The organism is Streptomyces sp. NBC_00873 (genome assembly GCF_045207415.1).
GTDB lineage: Bacteria > Actinomycetota > Actinomycetes > Streptomycetales > Streptomycetaceae > Streptomyces.
On record NZ_CP108803.1, the window covers coordinates 3395423 to 3417675 of the forward strand.

At 70.4% G+C, this 22253-nt stretch carries 22 protein-coding genes and 1 pseudogene; 10 read left to right on the top strand and 13 right to left on the bottom strand.

Annotation, left to right across the window (positions count from 1 at the left end; all coding sequences use genetic code 11):
* Window positions 1–41: 41 nt before the first annotated feature.
* Window positions 42–686 carry a DUF6758 family protein gene (locus OH809_RS15175; RefSeq protein WP_406421891.1) on the bottom strand — a complete coding sequence of 215 codons (645 nt, stop codon included), beginning with the start codon at window positions 684–686 and terminating at the stop codon, window positions 42–44.
* Window positions 687–843: 157 nt separating this feature from the next.
* Between OH809_RS15175 and OH809_RS15180 the strand changes: the two genes are divergently transcribed.
* Window positions 844–2076 (top strand): MFS transporter, encoded by a 1233-nt coding sequence (locus OH809_RS15180; RefSeq protein ID WP_406421890.1) that lies wholly within the window; start codon window positions 844–846, stop codon window positions 2074–2076.
* Window positions 2077–2165: 89 nt separating this feature from the next.
* Here the strand turns inward: OH809_RS15180 and OH809_RS15185 are convergent, their stop codons facing one another.
* Entirely contained in the window at window positions 2166–2801 is a 636-nt protein-coding gene (locus OH809_RS15185; RefSeq protein WP_406421889.1) for a suppressor of fused domain protein, read from the bottom strand.
* A gap of 409 nt (window positions 2802–3210) precedes the next feature.
* On the opposite strand from OH809_RS15185, the gene OH809_RS15190 reads away from it, so the two are divergent.
* Together OH809_RS15190 and OH809_RS15195 are read left to right on the top strand one after the other, a co-directional pair.
* Window positions 3211–4326: a magnesium and cobalt transport protein CorA gene (locus OH809_RS15190; protein ID WP_406421888.1), complete on the top strand. Its 1116-nt coding sequence runs from the start codon at window positions 3211–3213 to the stop codon at window positions 4324–4326.
* Window positions 4327–4339: 13 nt separating this feature from the next.
* Entirely contained in the window at window positions 4340–4858 is a 519-nt protein-coding gene (locus OH809_RS15195; RefSeq protein WP_406421887.1) for a hypothetical protein, read from the top strand.
* A gap of 17 nt (window positions 4859–4875) precedes the next feature.
* On the opposite strand, the gene OH809_RS15200 is transcribed toward OH809_RS15195, so the two are convergent.
* Window positions 4876–5640, bottom strand: coding sequence for a hypothetical protein (locus OH809_RS15200; RefSeq protein ID WP_406515223.1), 765 nt, complete (start codon window positions 5638–5640; stop codon window positions 4876–4878).
* A gap of 202 nt (window positions 5641–5842) precedes the next feature.
* Between OH809_RS15200 and OH809_RS15205 the strand changes: the two genes are divergently transcribed.
* From OH809_RS15205 to OH809_RS15215, 3 genes are read left to right on the top strand one after another with little or no spacing between them, the layout of a single operon-like run.
* On the top strand, window positions 5843–7117 hold the full coding sequence (locus tag OH809_RS15205) for a magnesium transporter MgtE N-terminal domain-containing protein (RefSeq protein WP_406421885.1): 1275 nt from the start codon (window positions 5843–5845) through the stop codon (window positions 7115–7117).
* Entirely contained in the window at window positions 7107–7664 is a 558-nt protein-coding gene (locus tag OH809_RS15210) for a DUF1003 domain-containing protein (RefSeq protein WP_406515224.1), read from the top strand. The genes OH809_RS15205 and OH809_RS15210 overlap by 11 nt, the downstream gene beginning before the upstream one ends.
* 45 nt (window positions 7665–7709) lie before the next feature.
* The gene (locus tag OH809_RS15215) at window positions 7710–8843 is read left to right on the top strand and encodes an Mrp/NBP35 family ATP-binding protein (RefSeq protein ID WP_406421883.1); all 1134 of its coding nucleotides are present in this window, start codon (window positions 7710–7712) and stop codon (window positions 8841–8843) included.
* Window positions 8844–9216: 373 nt separating this feature from the next.
* On the opposite strand, the gene OH809_RS15220 is transcribed toward OH809_RS15215, so the two are convergent.
* The 5 genes from OH809_RS15220 to sigE form a co-directional block, all read right to left on the bottom strand.
* Entirely contained in the window at window positions 9217–9876 is a 660-nt protein-coding gene (locus tag OH809_RS15220; protein ID WP_406421882.1) for a hypothetical protein, read from the bottom strand.
* 119 nt (window positions 9877–9995) lie between these two features.
* Window positions 9996–10472, bottom strand: a complete 477-nt coding sequence (locus tag OH809_RS15225; RefSeq protein WP_406421881.1) for a sec-independent translocase — start codon at window positions 10470–10472, stop codon at window positions 9996–9998.
* A 98-nt stretch (window positions 10473–10570) separates the two neighbouring features.
* The gene (locus tag OH809_RS15230) at window positions 10571–12316 is read right to left on the bottom strand and encodes a S1C family serine protease (protein ID WP_406421880.1); all 1746 of its coding nucleotides are present in this window, start codon (window positions 12314–12316) and stop codon (window positions 10571–10573) included.
* Window positions 12317–12426: 110 nt separating this feature from the next.
* Window positions 12427–13422: a zf-HC2 domain-containing protein gene (locus OH809_RS15235; RefSeq protein ID WP_406515225.1), complete on the bottom strand. Its 996-nt coding sequence runs from the start codon at window positions 13420–13422 to the stop codon at window positions 12427–12429.
* The gene (gene sigE / locus OH809_RS15240) at window positions 13419–14180 is read right to left on the bottom strand and encodes an RNA polymerase sigma factor SigE (protein WP_406425180.1); all 762 of its coding nucleotides are present in this window, start codon (window positions 14178–14180) and stop codon (window positions 13419–13421) included. Before sigE ends, OH809_RS15235 begins: the two co-directional genes overlap by 4 nt.
* A gap of 180 nt (window positions 14181–14360) precedes the next feature.
* On the opposite strand from sigE, the gene OH809_RS15245 reads away from it, so the two are divergent.
* Window positions 14361–15026, top strand: coding sequence for an O-methyltransferase (locus tag OH809_RS15245; protein ID WP_037688857.1), 666 nt, complete (start codon window positions 14361–14363; stop codon window positions 15024–15026).
* 171 nt (window positions 15027–15197) lie between these two features.
* Here OH809_RS15245 and OH809_RS15250 read toward each other — a convergent pair whose 3' ends face one another.
* Complete coding sequence (locus OH809_RS15250; protein WP_003966491.1) at window positions 15198–15365, bottom strand: DUF3117 domain-containing protein; 168 nt, start codon at window positions 15363–15365, stop codon at window positions 15198–15200.
* A gap of 312 nt (window positions 15366–15677) precedes the next feature.
* On the opposite strand from OH809_RS15250, the gene OH809_RS15255 reads away from it, so the two are divergent.
* Window positions 15678–16493, top strand: a complete 816-nt coding sequence (locus tag OH809_RS15255; protein WP_406421878.1) for an enoyl-CoA hydratase/isomerase family protein — start codon at window positions 15678–15680, stop codon at window positions 16491–16493.
* A gap of 92 nt (window positions 16494–16585) precedes the next feature.
* Here the strand turns inward: OH809_RS15255 and OH809_RS15260 are convergent, their stop codons facing one another.
* Together OH809_RS15260 and OH809_RS15265 are read right to left on the bottom strand one after the other, a co-directional pair.
* Window positions 16586–17173, bottom strand: coding sequence for a DNA-3-methyladenine glycosylase I (locus tag OH809_RS15260; RefSeq protein ID WP_406421877.1), 588 nt, complete (start codon window positions 17171–17173; stop codon window positions 16586–16588).
* Between the two features lie 176 nt (window positions 17174–17349).
* A pseudogene (locus OH809_RS15265) lies at window positions 17350–17745 on the bottom strand (hypothetical protein); the annotation flags it as partial.
* A gap of 103 nt (window positions 17746–17848) precedes the next feature.
* Between OH809_RS15265 and folP the strand changes: the two are divergent.
* Window positions 17849–18721, top strand: a complete 873-nt coding sequence (folP, locus tag OH809_RS15270; RefSeq protein WP_406421876.1) for a dihydropteroate synthase — start codon at window positions 17849–17851, stop codon at window positions 18719–18721.
* A 136-nt stretch (window positions 18722–18857) separates the two neighbouring features.
* On the opposite strand, the gene OH809_RS15275 is transcribed toward folP, so the two are convergent.
* On the bottom strand, window positions 18858–19616 hold the full coding sequence (locus OH809_RS15275) for a TIGR00730 family Rossman fold protein (RefSeq protein WP_406421875.1): 759 nt from the start codon (window positions 19614–19616) through the stop codon (window positions 18858–18860).
* A 93-nt stretch (window positions 19617–19709) separates the two neighbouring features.
* Window positions 19710–20789, bottom strand: a complete 1080-nt coding sequence (dapE, locus tag OH809_RS15280; RefSeq protein WP_406421874.1) for a succinyl-diaminopimelate desuccinylase — start codon at window positions 20787–20789, stop codon at window positions 19710–19712.
* A 169-nt stretch (window positions 20790–20958) separates the two neighbouring features.
* Between dapE and OH809_RS15285 the strand changes: the two genes are divergently transcribed.
* The gene (locus OH809_RS15285; RefSeq protein ID WP_406515226.1) at window positions 20959–21900 is read left to right on the top strand and encodes a hypothetical protein; all 942 of its coding nucleotides are present in this window, start codon (window positions 20959–20961) and stop codon (window positions 21898–21900) included.
* Window positions 21901–22253 lie beyond the last annotated feature (353 nt).

A 22253-nucleotide genomic window follows, 5' to 3' on the forward strand; every position in this document is an offset into this window, starting at 1 on the left:
GCCCGGCCGGTCACGACGGCGCCCGGGCTCGCGTCCGGCGGTCAGGGCCGGTCGAGCAGCCGTGGTGTGAGCGCCCCGCACGGCACGAGATCGGCCTCCGCCCCGGCCTCGCGCAGATCGGTCAGTATCAGCTCGTCGTACATCAGCAGCCCGGACTGCTCCGGCCAGACGATCGCCCAGAGCCAGAGCCCGCGCGCCTCACCGGCGAAGACCGCCCGGTCCTCGGGGGCGCCCTTGACGTGCCAGAGCGAGGTGGGGCGTCCGGCGGCGAGCACCTTGGCGTCGGGAGGTCCGTCGACATTGAAGGACGGGCCGGGGTCGGGGCCGTCGATCCCGGCGTAACGCGCACCGAGTCCGACCCCCAGCTCCTCGGCGACGAGCAGCAGCTCGCCCATACCGCCGAGTGGACCAGGGCCCGAGCAGGCGACGACGGTGGCGCGGCCGCCGCTGCGGTCGTCGCCCGCGTACGAGACGCCGGTGAACAGCCAGCCGACCGGCAGCGGCCAGGGCATCCACACCGGCACCTGGGCGCGGGCCACCACCACCCCGAGTGCCTCGACGCTGGGCGGAATCACCGGCTGGAGCGGATACACGGCGCCATGCACCGCGCACTGCCAGGTGTCGGCGAAAAGACCGGGCGCCCTGACCCGGCCTCCGCACTTCGGGCAACTGGGTTCGCCCCTCATAGCGACCAACGGTCCTCCCCGGCTGTCGCCGCGTCAAGGACGATCACCCGTCCGCAGCGTGGCTCCCACCAGGGAAATTAGATGTAATTTGCACTCATTAGCTTCTCTAATTTATTCTGTGTATAACGCATCGATCTAATGGAGAGCGAGAAGGCCCATGCAGGGAGAGGATCCGTTCGATCAAGGAGCGGGCAGCATCCTGCGCCAGCCGAAGGCCGTCTGGGCCACCGCGGGCGCCTCAGTTGTCGCGTTCATGGGAATCGGGCTGGTGGACCCGATTCTGCCGTCCATCGCCAAGGGGCTCGAGGCGACGCCCAGCCAGGTGTCCCTGCTCTTCACCTCGTACTTCCTGATCACCGCGGTCGCGATGCTCGTCACCGGCTTCGTCTCCAGCCGGATCGGCGGCCGCAAAACCCTCCTGACCGGTCTCGCGCTCGTCGTCGTCTTCGCCGCACTCTCCGGCACCTCGTCGTCCGTCGCGGAACTCGTCGGGTTCCGGGCCGGCTGGGGTCTCGGCAACGCGCTCTTCGTCTCGACCGCGCTCGCCGTGATCGTCGGCGCGGCGGCCGGCGGCAGCTCGGCGGCGATCCTGCTGTACGAGTCGGCGCTCGGCCTGGGCATGGCGTGCGGGCCGCTGCTCGGCGCACTCCTCGGCGACGCCAGCTGGCGCTATCCGTTCTTCGGCACCGCGGCCCTGATGGCGATCGGCTTCATCTGCATCACCGCGTTCCTGAAGGAACAGCCGAAGCCCGCCCGCAAGACCTCACTGCTCGACCCGGTCAAGGCGCTCGGCCACGGCGGCCTCGCATCCGTCGCGACCTCGGCGTTCTTCTACAACTACGCGTTCTTCACGATCCTGGCGTTCACGCCGTTCGTGCTGAACATGACGCCGTACAAGTCCGGAGCGGTCTTCTTCGCCTGGGGTCTGCTGCTCGCCGTCTTCTCGGTGCTCGTCGCACCCCGGCTGCAGAAGCGCCTCGGCTCGCTCAAGGTGCTCGGCGCCTCACTGGTGCTGCTCGCCGCCGACCTGCTGATCCTCGGCTACGGCAACCACACCACGGCCATCGTCTGCACGATCGTCTCCGGCGCCTTCATCGGCATGAACAACACCGTCTACACGGAACTGGCGCTCGGCGTCTCGGACGCGCCGCGCCCGGTGGCGAGCGCGGGTTACAACTTCGTCCGCTGGTTTGCCGCGGCAGCCGCCCCGTACCTCGCCCCGAAGATCGAGGAATGGAGCAACATCCACATCCCGTTCGTGGTCGCCGCGGTCGCGGCCGTCGTCGGCGCCGCCGTCGTCTGGGTCCGGCGCACGGCACTGACCCATGAGGCGGAGGAGCTGGAGCCGAAGCACGCCACCGAGGACGGCGTCACCGCCTTCGCCAGCTGACCCTTGTGCGAACCTTGTTCCGCCCCGCCCGCGGCTCCCCCTCCTGGCCGCGCGGCGGGGCTTCCCCCCATGCCCGTATGGCGTTCGTCTCAGTCCAGGGTCACGGAGGTACGCAGCGGATCCCGCAGATCCGTCCCGTGCGACAACCAGCGCTCCTGGAGCTCCTGCGCCCCGCGGACCCGCTTCCACGCCGCCTCGTTGGGCGTCATCGGCAGCAGCGGCAGGAACCGCACCGGCTCCATCGGCCCGCCCGTCTCCCGGCCGCCGCCCCCCACGGAGCCGCTGCGCGGTGCAGGCTCATTCAGGTCCAGGTCCTCGACCAGCCCGCCCGGCTCGGCAACCAGTACGGAGCTGAACGGCGCCCCGGGCCACAGTGGTTCACCCAGGTCCAGCGAGGCGCCGGGAGCCACGATCAACCCCTCGACCTGCGGGGAAGCCGCCAGCACGGCCAGTCCGCGGAGCACCTTGTCGGTGTCGGCGAGCCCGGCCCGCACGGAAAAAATGAGCTCGGCGCGCGGCCCCTTCACGGGGTCCGCAAGGGCCGCGGTCGGATCGGACATCGGCTGGACGGACATGCCGAGCGTGGCGTAGCGCACCACATCGCCGTCGACGAAACGGAGTACCTCGATCCGGTCCGTACCGAGAAACGTCACCGCGGCGCGCGCGTCCGGTTCACCGAGAGCCGTACGGAGCCGGGCCTCGACCAGAGCAAGAATTTCTTCCATGCCGCGAGCATAGGACGCGTATGGAATGGGCAAAGTAAGGGATTGGCCCGGAGTCGGCTGATAGTCTTGGCCGCTGGTCGGGACAGCACGCAGAAGCGTCGCTCTCAGTCCCGACAACACGTCATCCCCCACGGGGGACCGGCTGGAGGAGGTGGGGCTGCAATGGATCGAAGTCGATCATGCAGTACCAACCGCTCTTCCGCCCCACACCCTTCTTCGGTGATCTGACGCCTCCCCCGTCAGAACCCAGGGCGTTGCGCACGACGGAAGAGCACTTCTTTTTTGCCTGTCTGTAGCGAACGCCGTCATCGCGCCGCCGCGGTGCCGCCCGCTTTGCGGATGTGAGCACACGTCCCCATTCCGGGCTGTTCCACGCGCCCGACGACGGCCCTCCGTGAAGGAGCCAGCCATGTCGATGATCCGTGACCTGCGCGCCGCTGTGCGCCCGTCCCTGCGCAAGACCAACGCCCTGCACAGCAGTTACGACACCACCCGTGACCCGTCCGCCTCCAGCGCGGTCGTCGACTGCGCGGTCTACCGCGACGGGCGCCGCGTGGAGAGCGCCGGCTGCCTGACCCCGCACGAGGCGATGCTTCAGGTGCGCGAGGACGGCGGCTTCGCCTGGATCGGCCTGCACGAGCCGACCGAGGAGGAATTCGCCGGGATCGCCCGGGAGTTCGGCCTCCACCCGCTCGCCGTCGAGGACGCCGTCCACGCCCACCAGCGGCCCAAGCTGGAGCGGTACGACGACACGCTCTTCACCGTCTTCAAGACCATCTACTACGTCGAGCACGCCGAGCTCACCGCGACCAGTGAGGTCGTCGAGACCGGTGAGGTGATGTGCTTCACCGGCCGGGACTTCGTCATCACCGTCCGGCACGGCGGACACGGCTCGCTGCGGGCGCTGCGCCACCGGCTGCAGGACGACCCGGAGCTGCTCGCCAAGGGACCTTCGGCGGTCCTGCACTCCATCGCCGACCATGTCGTCGACGGCTACATCGCCGTGGCCGGCGCCGTCCAGGACGACATCGACGAGGTGGAGATCGAGGTCTTCTCCACCCCCGCGAAGGGCAGCCCGCGCGGCTCCGACGCAAGCCGGATCTACCAGCTGAAGCGTGAGGTCCTGGAGTTCAAGCGGGCCGTCTCCCCGCTGCTGCGGCCGATGCAGCTGCTCAGCGAGCGGCCGATGCGGCTGGTCGATCCGGACATCCAGAAGTACTTCCGGGACGTCGCCGACCACCTGGCACGGGTGCACGAAGAGGTCATCGGCTTCGACGAACTGTTGAACTCGATCCTGCAGGCCAACCTGGCGCAGGCGACCGTCGCGCAGAACGAGGACATGCGCAAGATCACGTCCTGGGCGGCCATCATCGCCGTACCGACGATGATCTGCGGCGTCTACGGCATGAACTTCAAGCACATGCCGGAGCTGCGGTGGACGTACGGCTATCCGATGGTGATGGGCGTCATCGGGGTCGTCTGCTTCTCCATCCACCGCTCGCTCAAGCGCAACGGCTGGCTCTAATAGAGTTGATGGCATGACTGCTGCTGCCGCTGACTCGCTGCTCGGACCGGCCCTCGTCGAGGAGGCCACCAAGAAGTCCGGTCTGATCTGGGTACGGGGCACCGGGCCCGCGCAGGCGCTGTGGCACGTATGGCACGAAGGCGCGGCCCATCTCGTCGGGGACGGCCCCGGCGAGCAGCCGCTCCCGGCCGGTCTCGCCGACGGGTCCGCCGCAGAGGTGACCGTGCGCAGCAAGGACAAGGGCGGCCGGCTGATCGCCTGGACCGCCGCCGTGACGGAGCTCGCGCCGCACTCCGAGGAGTGGGAGGCGGCGGTCGCCGAACTCAAGGGCAAGCGGCTGAACGCGCCGGACGCCGAGCAGATGACCGAGCGCTGGGCGCGCGAGTGCCGGGTGCTGCGGCTGACGCCCGGCGAGTTCCGTACGGAGCTGCCGGACACCTCGCACGCGGCGGCGCCACTGCCGACCCCGGCGACCACCCGCCGCCCCGTCCCCGACGCCCTCCCGCGGTTGCTGCTGAAGCGCCGCCGCTGAGGGCTGTCACCGCGGCGTCACGAGGTCGACTTGGGAAGCTGCTGCCCGTAGTCGACGGTGTCGTCCTTGGCCGGGGCTTCCAGCGTGAAGTCCTTGCCCCAGTCGGCGAGCGTGATGGTGCCCCCGCCGCCGGCACGGGCGAACCGCAGCGGATACGGCGTGCCCTTCAGCGAGACGTCGAGCGCCCCGCCCTCACCCTTGCCGCCCAGGATCTGGATGGTGCGGACGGAGCCGACCTTGCCGCGGTCGCCCTTGTTGACCTTGCCGTGCAGCGTCAGCATGCCGTCGAGCAGGGTCTTCATGTCCGTGAAGCCGCGCAGCTGCTTGTACGTCGGGTCGTCCTGCGGGACCTTCACATACTTGTCCTGGAGCTTGTCCCCCACCGCCGCACCGGAATCGCTGCTCTGTTTGTCCTTCTCCTCATGACTCCAGAAGCCGGAGTCGGCCTTCAGGTAGACCTGGTCACCGATCCGCAGCAGCTCGAACGTGCTGGTCTTCGAGGTGACGGAGCCGGTGCCGCCGTCCACCTTGAGCCGCATGTTGAGCTTGTACGCGCCGCCCTTGCTGACCAGGGTCCCGGCCAGCCGCACCGCGTCCGCGGAGTCGGCTGCCGCCTGCGCCTTCTTCTCGATCTGGGCCGCCGAGAGTCTGCCGATGCCGTTGGTCCCCTTGTCCGGATCCTCGTCGCCGCACCCCGTCAGGGCTGCGGTCAGCCCCGCACAGAGCACGACGGCAAGAGCGGTCCGGCGGCGGGTCCGGACGGGCGGGACAAAAGAGGTCACTGGCGCACTGCCTCTCATCTGCATGTCGGGGGCTGGCAGACCGCAGCGTACCCGTGTCGCCCACGCCGTCCGGCGCAGAGCCGTACGGACTGCTCACCGGGCCGACCCGGAGCGGTACGGGCTAGCCTGATCCCGTCATAACGGTGGAATTCACCCCTGAACGGACCGTCCCCTCGCTACGGGACGGAAGGAGGCGAAGAGCATGGCGGCAGGCGCCCCCCGGGTCTTCGTCTCGCACCTCGCCGGCGTCCCGGTCTTCGACCCCAACGGCGACCAGGTGGGCCGCGTCCGCGACCTGGTCGCGATGCTGCGGGTCGGCGGCCGGCCGCCCCGGCTGCTCGGCCTGGTCGTCGAGGTGCTCAGCCGCCGCCGCATCTTCCTCCCGATGACCCGGGTGACGGGGATCGAGTCCGGTCAGGTCATCACCACCGGCGTGGTCAACATGCGGCGCTTCGAACAGCGGCCCACCGAACGCCTGGTGCTCGGCGAGTTCCTCGACCGGCGGGTCCGCCTCGTGGAGACCGGCGAGGAGGTCACCATCCTCGATGTCTCCGTGTCGCAGCTCCCGGCGCGCCGCGACTGGGAGATCGACAAGTACTTCGTACGCAAGGGCAAGGGCGGGGCGCTGCGGCGCAAGGGCGAGGCCCTGACGGTCGAATGGTCGGCGGTCAGCGGATTCTCACTGGAGGAGGACGGGCAGGGCGCCGAATCACTGGTCGCCACGTTCGAGCAGCTCCGGCCGACCGACGTGGCCAACGCGCTGCACCATCTGTCGCCGAAGCGACGGGCCGAGGTCGCGGCCGCGCTCGACGACGACCGGCTCGCCGACGTCCTGGAGGAGCTGCCCGAGGACGACCAGGTGGAGATCATCGGCAAGCTCCAGGAGGAGCGCGCCGCCGATGTCCTGGAGGCCATGGACCCGGACGACGCCGCCGATCTGCTGTCCGGACTCCCCGAGGAGGACAAGGAGCGGCTGCTGACCCTGATGCGGCCGCACGACGCGGCGGATGTACGGCGCCTCATGTCGTACGAAGAGCGGACCGCGGGCGGTCTGATGACCACCGAGCCGATCATTCTGCGGCCGGACGCGACGGTCGCCGACGCACTCGCGCGGGTCCGGCAGGCAGACCTGTCCCCGGCGCTCGCCGCCCAGGTGTACGTGTGCCGCTCCCCCGACGAGACACCGACCGGCAAGTACCTGGGCACCGTGCACTTCCAGCGGCTGCTGCGGGACCCGCCGTACGCCCTGGTCAGCTCGATCGTCGACAGCGATCTCGTCCCCCTCACACCGGACACTCCGCTGCCGGACGTGACGAGCTATCTGGCCGCGTACAACCTGGTCTCCGTGCCGGTCGTGGACGAGAGCGGATCACTGCTCGGCGCGGTGACCGTCGACGACGTCCTCGACCACCTGCTGCCCGAGGACTGGCGGGAGACCGACCTCCACGGTGAGGAGGAGATCGCGCGTGGCCGGTGAGGACCGCTCGAAGGGGGCGCCGGCGGGTGCCTCGGGCATCGCACGCCCGCCCCGTTCCCGGCTGGACCAGCCGAAGGCCCCGCGGCGGCGACTGCTGCCCGAATTCGACCCAGAGGCATTCGGCCGGCTCTCCGAGCGCATCGCCCGATTCCTGGGCACCTGGCGCTTCATCGTCTGGATGACTCTGTTCATCATCACCTGGCTGGTGTGGAACGTCTCCGCGCCCGCGGCGTGGCGGTTCGACGGGTTCCCGTTCATCTTCCTGACGCTGATGCTGTCGCTCCAGGCCTCGTACGCGGCCCCGCTGATCCTGCTCGCGCAGAACCGGCAGGCCGACCGCGACCGGGTCACCTACGAGCAGGACCGCAAGCAGAACGAGCGCTCCATCGCGGACACCGAGTACCTCACGCGGGAGATCGCGTCGCTGCGGATGGGTCTCGGCGAGGTCGCCACGCGCGACTGGATCCGCTCCGAACTGGAAGACCTCGCGAGGGACCTGCACGACCGGCAGGCCCTGTACCCGGCCGAGAGTGACGAAGACCGCTGACGGGTGCTACTCACGCGTAGCACCAGGCGCCGTAACATCGTCGGTATGGCTACCGAAGACGCGGTGCGCGAAGCACTGGCGACAGTGAACGACCCGGAGATCCACCGACCGATCACCGAACTCGGCATGGTCAAGTCGGTCGAGATCGCAGCTGACGGTGCGGTCGCTGTCACGGTGTATCTCACTGTCTCCGGCTGCCCGATGCGCGAGACCATCACCAAGAACGTGACCGATGCGGTGGCGAAGGTCGAAGGCGTCACACGGGTCGACGTCACGCTGGAGGTGATGAGCGACGAACAGCGCAAGGAGCTCACGTCCTCGCTGCGCGGCGGCACGGCGGAGCGCGAGGTGCCGTTCGCCAAGCCCGGCTCGCTGACCCGGGTCTACGCGGTCGCGTCCGGCAAGGGCGGCGTCGGCAAGTCGTCGGTGACGGTGAACCTGGCAGCGGCGATGGCGGCCGACGGCCTCAAGGTCGGCGTCGTGGACGCGGACATCTACGGGCACAGCGTGCCCCGGATGCTCGGCACGGACGGCAGGCCGACCCAGGTCGAGAACATGATCATGCCGCCGTCGGCGCACGGCGTGAAGGTCATCTCCATCGGGATGTTCACCCCGGGCAACGCCCCGGTGGTGTGGCGCGGACCGATGCTGCACCGCGCACTGCAGCAGTTCCTCGCGGATGTGTACTGGGGCGACCTGGACGTCCTGCTGCTCGACCTGCCGCCGGGCACCGGTGACATCGCGATCTCCGTGGCCCAGCTCGTCCCGAACGCCGAGATCCTCATCGTCACGACCCCGCAGCAGGCCGCGGCCGAGGTGGCCGAGCGGGCCGGCTCGATCGCCGTGCAGACCCACCAGAAGATCGTCGGCGTCGTCGAGAACATGTCGGGCATGCCGTGCCCGCACTGCGACGAGATGGTCGACGTGTTCGGCACCGGTGGCGGCCAGAAGGTCGCCGAGGGCCTGACGAAGACGGTCGGCGCGGAGGTCCCGGTGCTCGGCTCCATTCCGATCGACGTACGCCTGCGCGAGGGCGGCGACGAGGGCAAGCCGGTGGTCCTCTCGGACCCGGACTCCCCGGCCGGCAAGGCCCTGCGCACGATCGCCGACAGGCTGGGTGGCCGCCGGCGCGGTCTGTCGGGCATGTCGCTGGGCATCACCCCCCGCAACAAGTTCTGAGACCGGCCGGCAATTGGGGGGTGGGTGAAGGAGCGGGGCTGGGGTGCGTGCATCGCCAGGCGGAGGATTGAGCCATGGCGAATGGGGCCTCCCCTGCTCGAGCGAAGCCGAGAGCTCGGGGAACATGGTGATGGACGACAACGCCGTGAGGTGCGTGCCCCAGCCCCGTGACGCCGCCCCCCAATTGCCGGTCGGTCTGAACCGCGGCCCCCTGACGAGGCCACAGCACAACCGCCGGGCAGGGCACAGGGCCCCGCCCGGCGGCACTGTCAATCCCGTTCGGCGCGCGGTCCCACGGCGCGCGGCGGCGCCATCGAGCCCGTCCGGCGACCGAGGACGGAGCGGCAACCGGGCACCCCGGTCACCGCACCCGCTACGCGTACGTCGCGATGTCCTCCACCACGGAGAACCCCAGCCCGTACGCGCTCATCCCCCGCCCGTACGCCCCGATGTGCACCCCGCTCGGTGCCGACCCCGCCAGCACCCACCCGAACTCGGACTCCCGGTAGTGGAACGGCACCGGAACACCGTCCACCGGCAGGGACAGCACCGACCACGCGGGCCCGTCCAGATCGTCGGCGAGTTCGAACGCCGTCTCCGTCTGCTGGTCCAGCCAGTCGTCGCGCAGCGTGTGGTCCAGCTGCGGGGGCCACGTGTACGCCAGCAGACCCGAGCCCGCCAGCCACGCCGCCGATGACACCGTGGTCGCCTCCAGCACCCCCGTACCGTCGCCACTGCGCCGTACCGGACTGCTCGCCACCGTCACCACGACCGCGAACCGCTGCTTCTCCCCGCCGGAGTCGCCCCGTACCACAGGCTCCTCGCCGTGCCCGGTCGAACCGTGCTGCACCGTGCCGTCCGCCGCCGTGCCGACCTGCATCAGCCAGCGCGGCCCGGCGAAGGCCTCGTCCAGTCCGTACCAGGGGAACGACGCCTGCAGATAGCCGTCGACCGTACGCCGGGTCGCCGGCACCCCCTCTGCGGTGACTGTGCTGGGCGCACCTTCCGCGCCTGCCCGACTCGTCGTCTCCATCTGCCCGGCCGCCTCCTCGATCCCTAGGGGTCCGCAGCGGCCCGCCCCCCTCGGGCGTCCTCGCAACCGGACAGATGGAGAATAGCGATACCGTCCGGACGAGTCGGGATTGACCGGTGTCAGGTGGCGTCTGCGTCGAAGGGCGGACGATCGTCCTTCGCGGGCTGCTCGCGCTTCTTGAGCAGGTCGGGGGCGCCCGGGGAGCCGTTCGCCGCGGTGATCGCCGCGCTGTCCGACACGCCGCCAGCGGAGTCCTGGGACGCGCTCTCGCGACCGTTGACCGCGTCGGTGACCTCGGCCACCTCCTTACGGAGGTCGAAGCTCTCGCGGATCTCCTTCAGCCCGAGATCGTCGTTTCCGTCCATGAGCTGCTTGCGGACGAACGTCTTCGGGTTGAGGTCCTCGAACTCGAAGTCCTTGAACTCCGGGCCGAGCTCGGTACGGATGTCTTCCTTGGCGCTCTCGGAGAACTCACGGATCTTGCGGATGAAGCGTGAGGCGTCCTGGATGACCTTGGGCAGCTTGTCCGGGCCAAAGATCAGCACGCCGAGGATCACGAGCGTCACCAGCTCTAGTGCGCCTATGTCATTGAACACCTTGTTGCTCCTCGTGTTCCCCGAGCCCAGGTCGGTTGAGGTCCGGACCCGCCCACGGTACCCGTCCGAACTGTCTGGACGGTAGCGTCCAGTGGACGTCAGGTGCCGGTTGCCGACCCCAGGGTCAAACTCATGGACAGGTCTTTACCACCGCGGGTCAGACCGAGGTCCAGGCGGTCACCCGGACGGTGCGCGCGGATCTTCACGATCAGCTCCTCGCCGCTGTGCACCCGCTGCCCGTCCACCTCGGTGATGATGTCGCCCGGCTTGATGCCGGCCTTCGCCCCGGGACCGCCGGGTGTCACCGCGGGCTTGCCCGCCGCGCCCTTCGCACCGACCTTGGCGCCGTCACCGGTGTACTTCATGTCCAACGTCACACCGATCACCGGATGCGTGGCTCTGCCGGTGTTGATCAGTTCCTCGGCGACCCGCTTGCCCTGGTTGATCGGGATGGCGAAGCCGAGGCCGATGGAACCGGCCTGGCCGCCCTCGGCCGACGAACTGTTGTCGGCGGCGCGGATGGCGCTGTTGATGCCTATGACATGGGCGTCGGTGTCGACGAGCGGGCCCCCGGAGTTGCCCGGGTTGATCGGGGCGTCGGTCTGCAGCGCGTCGACGTAGCTGATGTCGCTGCCGTCGCCCTTATCGCCACCCGCGGTGATCGGCCGGTCCTTGGCGCTGATGATGCCGGAGGTGACGGTGTTGGACAGGTCGAAGGGGGCGCCGATGGCCACCACCGGGTCGCCGACCTGCACATTGTCGGAATTGCCCAGCGGCAGTGGCTTGAGTCCGGAGACGCCGGTGACCTTGACCACGGCCAGGTCGTAGCCGCTGTCCTTGCCGACGACCTCGGCGCGCGCGGTCTCGCCGCCGCTGAACGTCACCGTGATGGAACCGGAGGAGCCGGCCGGGGCGACGACATGGTTGTTGGTGAGGATGTGGCCCGACTTGTCGAGGACGAAGCCGGTGCCGGTGCCGGATTCGGTGGTGCCGCTGACATGGAGGGTGACCACGCTGGGCAGGGCGCTGGCGGCGATGCCCGCGACACTGTCGGGGGCGCGGCCGCCGCTGTTCCTCGCGGCCTGCGGAAGCTCGACCGTGGTCAGACCGCCGTTGCGCTCGACGTAGGCACCGATGCCGCCGCCGATGCCGCCCGCCACCAGAGCGAGCAGCAGCGCGCCGACGAGCAGGGAGCCGCGTCGGCTCTTCCTGCCCCCGCCGTCCGACCCGAGCGGGGGGCCGGAATGGGTCAGCGGCTGCCGGGGCGCACCCCAGGGGTCGTACTGCGACCACTGCAAGGACTGTGGCGGCTGGGGCGGGGGTGTGAAGGCCGGAGCAGGGGCCGGGAGGGGCGCGGGGACCGTGGGCATGCCTGCGCCGTTCGTGCCGGTGCCTGCGTACGGCGGCGGTACAGGAGTGCCGTGCGCCGGTGTCGGCACCGGGCGCTGTACGGGTGGTGCGGGCGCCCAGGGGCCGGGGCCGCCGTACGGCGGGGTGCTGTACTGATCGGGCTCGTGCAACGGCTTCACCGCAGGCACTGGCGCTTGGGCCATCGCTGCGGGGTCAGGTACTCCGGGCTCGGGCGTCACCGGCGCGGGTGCCAGCAGCGGTGCGGGCGCCACGGGCTCGGGCGGTGCGGGCTGGGCGGGGAGTACGGGCGCCGGGCTCACGTCTGCGACGACCGTGGTGTCCGGGTCGCCGGCCGGTGTGCCCACGGGCCGCACGTCCTCCGGCGGTGCCACCGCCGGGGCGGGAGCCTCCTGCGGCGCTGATGCGGTGGCGCGCCCCGCCGTGGGGCGGCTCCACCACTTCGCCTTCGGCCCGGTGGGCTTCCCGTCGTCCATGCTCTCCCCGCAACCGCCACAACTGGCCTCTGCACGCGCCCGAAAGGACGTCCCTCCCGGAATTCCTCCGGGGATTCAACCAGGTTTACGAATCGCTGCGCAGACCCCCGTCAGCGCCGGGCCGAAAGCGGCAGACGGCGATCGGCGGAGGTGGGCAGGGCGGCCGCAGACGTGGGTGCCCAGGACGCGGTCGGCGAGGGCGTGGGGGAAACGGGGTTCAGGCCGATTCCGAGCGCGTGTGTGAACAGCGGGCCGGTGGCGGTCGGACGTATCAGGGGGGACGCGGACATATCCGTCAGTGCCGCCGCGGCAAAGGGGTTGGCCGTGAGCCGGCCGGTGCCGAACAGGGCGGGGACGGGTGCCGCGGTATTCAGCGGCTGGGCCGGGTCACCGGTCGTGGAACCACCGCCGGGCACGCCGGACGAGCCGAGGCTGCTGCCACCGCGACGGCTGGTCACGCTGCCGCTCTCGACCCGCGCGGCGGCATCGAGCGGGGTCACGTTGTTTCCGGCGCCCTCGGCGCGGGTCGCGGCGTCGGGACCTGACTCTGTCGGCAGGGCGCCACCCAGCGCGATGGCCGCCAGCGAGACGGCGCTGGCCGCCGCGAAGGCGAACCTGCGGCCGCGCCACGGCGACCGGTCCCCCTCCCGGCCCACCTCATGGATCCGGAACGACCCACGCGATCCGTCGACCGGGAGTACGGCCGTCGAGCCGTGCGGGGCCGCGAGGTAGCCGAAACGGTCAAGCGGCGACTTCCCCGACGGCGAATCGGTGCGGCTGCCGGAAGGCCGCATCACCGGGAAAAGTCCGTCGGCGAACCGCCCGGAGCCGCCGAACGGTCTTCCCTGGCGGTCGTCGTCACCGCCCGGCCCCCCAGGAAGGCCCTGCAGCCGGGCGAGGAACCCCTCGGACGGCGACGGCGGGGCCGACTGTGCGAAGACACTCTTCAGCCGCCGCTGGGCGGCAGCCTCGGCCTTGCACTTCGCGCAGGTCGCGAGATGGGCGAGCACCCGCTCTCGGGCGTCATGCTTGAGCTCACCGTCGACAAGCGCGGCGAGCCGGTCCCCCAGGTGCTGTTCCGCAGGGGTCGGACCTGTGCCACTCACGCCGGCCCGCCCTCCCCTGCCACCACGGCTCCCGCCAGCGAGCGCTGCTCGGCGCGGGCCTCGGGAGAGCGGTGCTGCAGAGCCTTGCGCAGGTGCGAGCGGCCGCGGTGAATACGGCTGCGCACGGTACCGAGCTTCACGCCGAGGGTCGCGGCGATCTCCTCGTACGAAAGTCCCTCGATGTCGCAGAGCACGACCGCGGCACGGAATTCGGGCGCAAGGGTGTCCAGCGCCTGCTGTACGTCCGCGTCGAAGTGGGTGTCGTTGAAGACCTGCTGCGGGGACGGCTCACGGCTCGGCAGCCGCTCGGCGGCGTCGTCACCGAGGGAGTCGAAACGGATCCGCTGCTTACGACGGACCATGTCCAGGAACAGGTTGGTCGTGATGCGGTGCAGCCAGCCCTCGAAGGTGCCGGGTGTGTAGGTCGACAGCGAACGGAACACCCGGACGAAGACCTCCTGAGTGAGGTCCTCGGCATCGTGCTGGTTTCCCGTCAGACGGTAGGCAAGGCGGTAGACACGACCGCTGTGCGTGCTGACGATCTCTTCCCATGAGGGCGGCATCCAGGCCTGGGAGTCCGCATCTGAGGCGAAGGTCGCGGTCGGTGCGGAGTCGTTGGAAGAACGGTCAGCAATGTTGGTCACGGATTTCGGCTCACCCGCCGACCTGAGAAAGCGCCGCAGCACTCCACTCCGATCCACAGGCGCAGCCGCACCTCCCCTGTCGGCTCTGGTGGTGTCCAGTGGAGCCCCTACCATAGCCACCTCGCCCGTTAGCTCCGGATAAACCTTTTTTCTGCCGGGTCCGGGATCATCCCCGGAACCGCCGGCCCATGATCCCGGGCCCGGTCTGCGGGCCGGATCCATGGGCTTTCCCCTGTCCTTTCCTAACGCCCGGTCCCATCTGCGGGTTCCCGGGTGCAGCGGATACAGTCACCGTTGCGCCAACTACGGGGACAGGAGAGGGTCATTACCGCCAACCGGCAGACGAGCTGGGCGTTCGCCGACGCCTTTGTCGCCGAGGACGAAGCACTGCGCTGGGCCAGAGACCGGGCCCGGGAGGCAGGGCTCCGCTCGGTGTCACCGGGCACCGGCGCCGCGCTGCGCTTGCTCGCTGCCACGACCGACGCCAAGGCGGTGGCCGAAATCGGCACCGGAACCGGCGTGTCCGGCATCTATCTGCTGCACGGGATGCGGCCGGACGGGGTGCTGACCACGGTCGATCCGGAGCCGGAGCGGCAGCAGTTCGCCCGCGAGGCCTTCCGGGCTTCGGGGTTCGCGGCCAATCGGGCCCGTTTCATCCCCGGCCGCGCGCTCGACGTACTTCCGCGGCTCGCGGACGGCGGATACGACCTCGTGTTCTGCGACGGCGACCGGCTGGAGAGCCTGGACTGCCTCGCTGAATCGTTGCGCCTGCTGCGACCTGGCGGTCTGGTCTGCTTCGAGGGCGTCTTCGCGGACGGCCGTACGGTCGACTCCGCGGCGCAGCCGGCGGAGGTACTGCGGCTGCGGGAGCTGTTGCGGGCGGTGCGGGAGAGCCAGGAGCTGATGGCTACGTTGTTGCCGGTGGGCGACGGGTTGCTCTGCGCCGTCCGGCGTGGGTGACCGTTCGTCGTTCCGTGCCCCTCGCCGGGCCGGCCGGGCATCCTCGGTCTCCCCCGACCTCCCCCACAGCCTCGAAGGACCGGGAACCCCTTCGACGGGCTTGTTCCGAATGCATCACTGCCCCGGCACGGACCCGTGCCGGGGCAGTGATGAAGTGTGGGCGCCTCTGCGTCAGCCGACGACCTTCTTGAGGGCGTCGCCGAGTGCATCGGCCTCGTCCGGAGTCAGCTCCACAACAAGCCGACCGCCGCCTTCGAGCGGAACGCGCATGACGATGCCCCGCCCCTCCTTTGTCACCTCGAGCGGGCCGTCGCCCGTCCGCGGCTTCATGGCCGCCATGCTCGTTCCCCTTCCTGAAACCAGCTCATAACAACCGGCGGCCCCATGACAGGCGCTGCCTCACCGGCATCGAACACATTGCTTCCAAGCCATTATCCCGCATCACAGACCCCGATGACCAACATCGGTCTGCATCGCTTGCGCAACGCGCTCTCGCAAAACCACCCAATTCGGCGATCCGACTGCGATACTCCGTCGCCCTCACCCCTCCATCGGGGCGCAATCGTTAGACGCAGGTCACATGTTCCCCCTCGGTGATGTCGGCCATGCTTGCCCGGACAGGCATTGCCCGAGGCGCAAAGGGGACAGCAAATGGCGGACAACGTGGCCGACACCGTGCTCTACGAAGTGACGGACGGACTCGCGACGATCACGATCAACCGTCCCGACGCGATGAACGCCATGAACACAGCGGCCAAGGTGGCCCTCCGTGACGCGCTGCAGTCGGCCGCGGCCGATACCGCTGTCCGGGCGGTTCTGCTCACGGCGGCCGGCTCGCGCGCCTTCTGCGTCGGCCAGGACCTCAAGGAACACATCGCCACGCTGACCGCCACCCGCGAGTCGGGTTCCGGCAATGCGCTGAGCACCGTGCAGGAGCACTACAACCCCGTCGTGCGGGCGATCACCGAGATGGAGAAGCCGGTCGTCGCCGGGGTGAACGGGGTCGCCGCCGGTGCGGGCTTCGGCTTCGTGCTCGCCTGCGACTACCAGGTGGTCGCCGACAGCGCGTCGTTCAATACCTCGTTCGCCGGGGTCGCCCTCACCGCGGACTCAGGTGTCTCGTGGACACTGCCCCGGCTGATCGGCCAGAGCCGCGCAGCCGACCTGCTGCTCTTCCCGCGTTCGATCTCGGCTCAGGACGCGTACGAGCTGGGCATCGTGAACAAGCTGGTGCCCGCGGCCGACCTCGCCGCGGAGGCCCTGGCAGTGGCCCGCACGCTGGCGGACGGCCCGACGGTGGCGTATGCCGCGCTCAAGGCGTCGCTGGCCTACGGAGCCGGCCACACGCTGAGCGAGACGCTGGAGAAGGAGGACGAACTCCAGACGAAGGCGGGCGCCTCGGAGGACCACACCATCGCGGTGCAGGCCTTCCTGGACAAGGCGAAGCCGAAGTATCTGGGGCGATAGGGCCTGGCAGGGGCCGGTCCGGGCCCGGGGGCGTGGACGGTTGCTCACCGGTGGGTGGCTTCCTCCACGGCACCGCCGGCCCCGCAGCGTGGCTACGACCCGGTGCCGCGGGCCACGCAGTCGGCCAGGTGGTCGTCGACCAGGCCGCACGCCTGCATCAGGGCGTAGGCCGTGGTGGGGCCGATGAAGCGCAGGCCGCGCTTCTTGAGGTCCTTGGCGAGCGCGGTGGACTCCGGCGTGACCGCCGGGACGTCGCCAAGGATGCGCGGGGCGGTGCGGGTGGCCGGGTCCGGGGCGTAGGACCAGATGAGTTCGTCCAGCTCACCGTCCGGCCATGCGGCCAGCACCTTGGCATTGGCGAGCGTCGCCTCGATCTTCGCGCGGTTACGGATGATCCCGGCGTCGGCAAGGAGGCGATCCTTGTCGGCGTCGGTGAACTCCGCCACCGCACGGATCTTGAACCCGGCGAAGGCGCTGCGGAATCCTTCCCGGCGGCGCAGGATCGTCAGCCAGGACAGCCCGGACTGGAACGCCTCCAGGCAGAGCCGCTCGAACAGGGCGTCGTCGCCGTGGACGGGGCGGCCCCATTCCGTGTCGTGGTAGGCGAGGTAGTCATCGGTGGACAGTCCCCACGGACAGCGCAGCCGGCCGTCCGCCCCCGCTTCGGCGCCGCCGCTCATCGCTGCGGCTCCTCGCCGGACCGGGGCCCGGACTCCGGACCGGACTCCGGACCGGGCGGTGGACCGGGCGGTGGACCGGGCGGCGGCTCCTGCTGGGATCCGGACCGGGGCCCGTACCGGGGTCCGTACTGGGGTCCGGACGGGGGCCAGGCACGCGGCTCCGGCTGCCGGTCGGCCTGCTGCCCGGACTGCGGCGCCGACCGGGGTGCCCGCTCGGGCCGCGGCCGGTCCTGCGGCTCCTTGAGGAGCCCGACACCGCCCACCGCCGTCGCCTGCGCTCCGGCGAGCGCCGACTCCAGCTCGGCGATCCGCGCGTCCCGCTCGGCGAGCTCGGCGCCCAGCCGGCCGAGCGCGTCGTCGACGTCGGCCATCCGGTATCCGCGTGCCGTCACCGGCAGCCGCAGCGCCTCGACGTCCGCGCGGCCGACCGGACGGGTCGCGGGCAGCGGGTCGGTCAGCTGCTCGGGCGCCACGTCCCGCAGGACGGCACTCTTCCCTCCGCCGACCACCGCGAGGGTGACCGCGGCCACGACCACGACCATCGCCAGCAGCAAGAACCAGAACACACGCATCTCCCCTGGGGCGGAAACCTGTCCGGCTCCGATCGTGCCATGCGGTACGGACAGTTAGGGTCGCAGGCGGCGGCGGGGGATCTATCCAGAGGAGAAACACAGGATGCGAAGCGGTGCGCTCAGGCTGGGGCAGCGCGAATTCGGGGCGCACGAGCCAGTGATCATGGCGATCGTGAACCGTACTCCGGACTCCTTCTACGACCAGGGCGCGACCTTCCGCGACGAGCCCGCGCTCGCCCGGGTCGAGCAGGCTGTCGCCGACGGCGCCGCGATCATCGACATCGGCGGAGTGAAGGCCGGTCCCGGCGAGGAGGTGACCGCCGCGGAGGAGGCCCGCCGCACCGTCGGGTTCGTCGCCGAGGTGCGGCGGCGCCACCCCGATGTGGTGATCAGCGTCGACACCTGGCGCCACGAGGTCGGTGAGGCGGTCTGCGAGGCCGGTGCCGATGTGCTGAACGACGCGTGGGGCGGTGTCGACCCGAAGCTCGCGGAGGTGGCCGCGCGGTACGGAGCGGGGCTGGTGTGTACGCACGCGGGCGGAGCCGAACCGCGGACCCGGCCGCACCGGATCGCGTACGACGACGTGATGGCGGACATCCTGCGGGTGACGGTGGGGCTGGCCGAACGGGCCGTGGAACTCGGGGTCAGGCCGGACGGCATCATGATCGACCCCGGTCATGACTTCGGGAAGAACACCCGGCACTCACTGGAGGCGACGCGTCGCCTCGGTGAGATGGCGGAGACCGGCTGGCCCGTCCTCGTATCGCTGTCCAACAAGGACTTCGTCGGGGAGACGCTCGACCGCCCCGTGAAGGAACGGGTGATCGGGACGCTGGCGACGACCGCGGTCTCGGCGTGGCTGGGCGCACAGGTCTACCGGGTGCACGAGGTGGCGGAGACGCGACAGGTACTGGACATGGTGGCGTCGATCGCGGGGCACCGGGCGCCGGCGGTGGCCCGGCGCGGGCTGGCGTAGCGACGGTGAGAGGCTGTCGGGGCGGGCGCGAGCCGGGCCCGGGGCGGCGGGGCCGCTGCGCGAGACGTGTCCCCTACCCGCCCCTTCCCGAACCGGGGCGCTGCCCCGGTTCCCGCTCCTCATTCGCCGGAGGGGCTCACCGTGGCCAGCGGCCGACTTCCTTCGTGACCAGGTCGACCGCGTCCTGCACGTCGTCCGTGACGTGGAACAGCAGCAGGTCCCTCTCGGACGCCTTCCCCTGCGCCACCACCGTGTTCCGCAGCCAGTCCACCAGGCCGCCCCAGTACGCGGTGCCGAAGAGCACGATCGGGAAGCGGGTCACCTTGCCCGTCTGGACGAGGGTGAGCGCCTCGAAGAGCTCGTCGAGTGTGCCGAGGCCGCCGGGCAGGACGACGAAGCCCTGCGCGTACTTCACGAACATCGTCTTGCGGACGAAGAAGTAGCGGAAGTTCACACCGATGTCGACGTGCGGGTTGAGCCCTGACTCGAAGGGCAGCTCGATACCGAGGCCGACCGAGATGCCCTTCGCCTCCCGCGCCCCCTTGTTCGCCGCCTCCATCGCTCCGGGACCGCCCCCGGTGATCACCGCGAAACCGGCCTCGACCAGCGCCTTGCCGATCTGTACGCCCGCCTCGTAGTCCGGGCCGTCGGCCGGGCTGCGGGCCGAGCCGAAGACACTGATCGCGCTCGGCAGCTCGGCCAGCGCGCCGAAGCCCTCGACGAACTCCGACTGGATGCGCATCACCCGCCAGGGATCGGTGTGCACCCACTCGGAATCGCCCTCGGAGTCCAGCAACCGCTGATCGGTGGTGCCGGGCTGTACCTGTTCCCTGCGGCGCAGTACCGGACCGAGCCGCTGCTCCTCGGGGACGTGAGCTTCTTCTGGGTTGCCCATGACCTGCTCCCTCCGACGACGTGACGCCGTGACGACGTGCTGTGTCAGGCCAGGGTAGATCTACGGAGGTTACGGGCAGGGGAATGCCGTGGGTCAGCTGGTGAGCCAGGAGCGGAGCCGGTCCTCGCAGTGGGTGATCCGGTCGACCGCCACGTGCTCGTTGCGCTTGTGCGCGAGGAGCGGGTCGCCGGGTCCGTAGTTCACCGCAGGAACGCCGAGGGAGCCGAAGCGGGAGACGTCGGTCCAGCCGAACTTGGGCCGGGCGGTGCCGCCGACCGCCGCCATGAACGCCTTGGCCGCCGGGTGGGCGAGGCCGGGCATCGCCGCGCCGGAGTGGTCGTCGACGGTGAACTCGACGACGCCGCAGTCCGCGAAGACCTCGTGGACGTGGGCGAGGGCGTCCTCGGGGCTGCGGTCGGGGGCGTACCGGTAGTTGACGACGACGGTGCAGGCGTCGGGGATGACGTTGTTGGCGACACCGCCCTCGATGCGTACGGCGTTCAGGCCCTCTCGGTACTCAAGCCCGTCGATGACCGGCCGGCGCGGTTCGTAGGCGGCGAGGCGCGTGAGGATCGGGGCCGCGGCGTGAATGGCGTTGGACCCCATCCAGCTGCGTGCGGAGTGGGACCGCTCCCCCTCCGTACGGAGAAAGACCCGCAGGGTGCCCTGGCAGCCTCCCTCGACCTGGGCGTCGGACCCTTCGAGGAGGACGGCGAAGTCGCCCGCCAGCCAGTCGGGGTGGGCGTCTGCGACATGGCCGAGCCCGTTGAGGTGCGCGGCGACCTCTTCGTTGTCGTAGAAGACGAAGGTCAGGTCACGGTTGGGCTCGGGCACGGTCGCGGCGATCCGCAGCTGGACGGCGACGCCCGACTTCATGTCGGAGGTGCCGCAGCCCCAGAGCACGCCGTTCTCGTCGAGCCGGGACGGGACGTTGTCGGCGATCGGCACGGTGTCGATGTGTCCGGCGAGCACGACGCGCTCGTCGCGGCCGAGGCTGGTCCGGGCCACGACGTTGTTGCCGTGCCGGTCGACGGTCAGGTGCGGGAGCGTGCGCAGGACCGTCTCGATCGCGTCCGCCAGTTCCTTCTCGTCCCCGCTGACCGACGGGAAGTCGACGAGGCGGGCGGTGAGGGCCGGGCCGTCCAGGGTGAGGTCAAGGGTGCTTTCGGGCATGGCCCCGACCCTAAGGCCTGTCCGGCCCTGATCCGCCGGGCGGGCCCGGGACCTTCTTTCGGATCCGGGCCGGATCGGGGACCCCGCGAGCCCGGCATGATCCGGAAGGAAAGTCCCTGAGGGACTTCGCCCTCGGCCCCGGCCACGGGCCCTCCAGTACGGTGGGCGCGTGCCCCGGACCCCCTCCTCCGCCCGCCGACACACCGGCCGCGGCCGCCTCTTCCGTATCGCGGCGGCCTTTGCCGTGCTCGTGACCCTGGCCGGCTATCTGACCTTTCAGTACATCTCGGGCAAGAAGGGCGTCGAGCGGTGCACCGTGCAGTCCGCCGACGGTTCGGCGGGCCGGGGACGTACATACCGGCTGAGCCCGGAGCAGGCCGCGAACGCCGCGACGATCTCCGCGGTCGGCACCACGCGCGGGATGCCTGAGCGTGCGGTGACGATCGCGCTGGCGACGGCGTTGCAGGAGTCCGGGCTGCGCAATATCTCGCACGGCGACCGGGACTCGCTGGGACTGTTCCAGCAGCGCCCCTCGCAGGGCTGGGGCACCGAGGAGCAGATCCTGGACCCGGTCTACTCGGCCGGGATGTTCTACCAGCATCTGGCCGAGGTCCCCGGTTACTCGCGGCTGCCGCTGACGGTCGCCGCGCAGCGGGTGCAGCGCAGTGGTTTCCCGCAGGCGTACGCGAAGCACGAGCCGGATGCCGCGCTGCTGTCCGCCGCACTGACCGGCCGCACGCCCGCCGCGCTGACCTGCACGCCGACGCAGACGGCAGCGGGGCCCGCCGATGCGGCACAGGTGCGGTCGGCGCTGGTGCGGGCCTTCGGCAAGGGTGTGCTGCCCCCCTCGGGCAAAGCGGGTGACGGGGTGTCGGGCGGGGCACCGGCTGCGGGCACGGTCTCGGTGCCGGTGAAGGCGGCGCGGACCACCGGGGACGGCGGCAGAGCGCAGCGCGGCTGGGAGCTCGCGCACTGGGCGGTGGCGCAGGCCGAATCGCTGGGCATCGACGAGGTCGCGTACGCGGGCCGGGTGTGGAGGGCCGGGTCGGACTGGCGAACAGACCATGAGGAATCAGGCACCACGCAGGTCCGCATACAGCTCGTTCGCTAAGGGCTGTCCCGTGCGGAGCGTCGTCCAGTGCGACCGCAAGGCGGCCGGAAGTCCCCCAGTGGGGTCTCCCCTGCTCGAACGAAGTGGAGAGCTTGGGGAAGGAGCTGCCAGGGCTTTTGGCCAACGCGGCGAGCGGGCGTGCCGGGCGGTGCAAGGGGCAAAACCTGGCGGGAAAGACACCAGTACGAAGGATCCCCCGCAGGGGCCATCCAGTCCGTCCGGAAGCTGCCGTCACCACACGCCTCCGGCTCTCTCCACTTCATGCACCACTTCCCTTGCAGGAAAAGGGAAGTGGCGGCCCATCCGACGTTTGGGGAATGCAATGTTTGCCCGAGTTCCTCCGCTGTGGATTA

Excerpts from the sequence above, each read along its gene's own strand:
- OH809_RS15230 (WP_406421880.1), bottom strand. The coding sequence starts at position 12,316 with ATGGACGACGGGAAGCCCACCGGGCCGAAGGCGAAGTGGTGGAGCCGC.
- OH809_RS15275 (WP_406421875.1), bottom strand. The coding sequence starts at position 19,616 with ATGGGCAACCCAGAAGAAGCTCACGTCCCCGAGGAGCAGCGGCTCGGT.
- dapE (WP_406421874.1), bottom strand. The coding sequence starts at position 20,789 with ATGCCCGAAAGCACCCTTGACCTCACCCTGGACGGCCCGGCCCTCACC.
- folP (WP_406421876.1), top strand. The coding sequence starts at position 17,849 with ATGCGAAGCGGTGCGCTCAGGCTGGGGCAGCGCGAATTCGGGGCGCAC.
- OH809_RS15255 (WP_406421878.1), top strand. The coding sequence starts at position 15,678 with ATGGCGGACAACGTGGCCGACACCGTGCTCTACGAAGTGACGGACGGA.
- OH809_RS15190 (WP_406421888.1), top strand. The coding sequence starts at position 3,211 with ATGTCGATGATCCGTGACCTGCGCGCCGCTGTGCGCCCGTCCCTGCGC.
- OH809_RS15220 (WP_406421882.1), bottom strand. The coding sequence starts at position 9,876 with ATGGAGACGACGAGTCGGGCAGGCGCGGAAGGTGCGCCCAGCACAGTC.
- OH809_RS15260 (WP_406421877.1), bottom strand. The coding sequence starts at position 17,173 with ATGAGCGGCGGCGCCGAAGCGGGGGCGGACGGCCGGCTGCGCTGTCCG.
- OH809_RS15215 (WP_406421883.1), top strand. The coding sequence starts at position 7,710 with ATGGCTACCGAAGACGCGGTGCGCGAAGCACTGGCGACAGTGAACGAC.
- OH809_RS15250 (WP_003966491.1), bottom strand. The coding sequence starts at position 15,365 with ATGGCGGCCATGAAGCCGCGGACGGGCGACGGCCCGCTCGAGGTGACA.
- OH809_RS15180 (WP_406421890.1), top strand. The coding sequence starts at position 844 with ATGCAGGGAGAGGATCCGTTCGATCAAGGAGCGGGCAGCATCCTGCGC.
- OH809_RS15195 (WP_406421887.1), top strand. The coding sequence starts at position 4,340 with ATGACTGCTGCTGCCGCTGACTCGCTGCTCGGACCGGCCCTCGTCGAG.
- OH809_RS15175 (WP_406421891.1), bottom strand. The coding sequence starts at position 686 with ATGAGGGGCGAACCCAGTTGCCCGAAGTGCGGAGGCCGGGTCAGGGCG.
- sigE (WP_406425180.1), bottom strand. The coding sequence starts at position 14,180 with ATGGTAGGGGCTCCACTGGACACCACCAGAGCCGACAGGGGAGGTGCG.
- OH809_RS15185 (WP_406421889.1), bottom strand. The coding sequence starts at position 2,801 with ATGGAAGAAATTCTTGCTCTGGTCGAGGCCCGGCTCCGTACGGCTCTC.
- OH809_RS15205 (WP_406421885.1), top strand. The coding sequence starts at position 5,843 with ATGGCGGCAGGCGCCCCCCGGGTCTTCGTCTCGCACCTCGCCGGCGTC.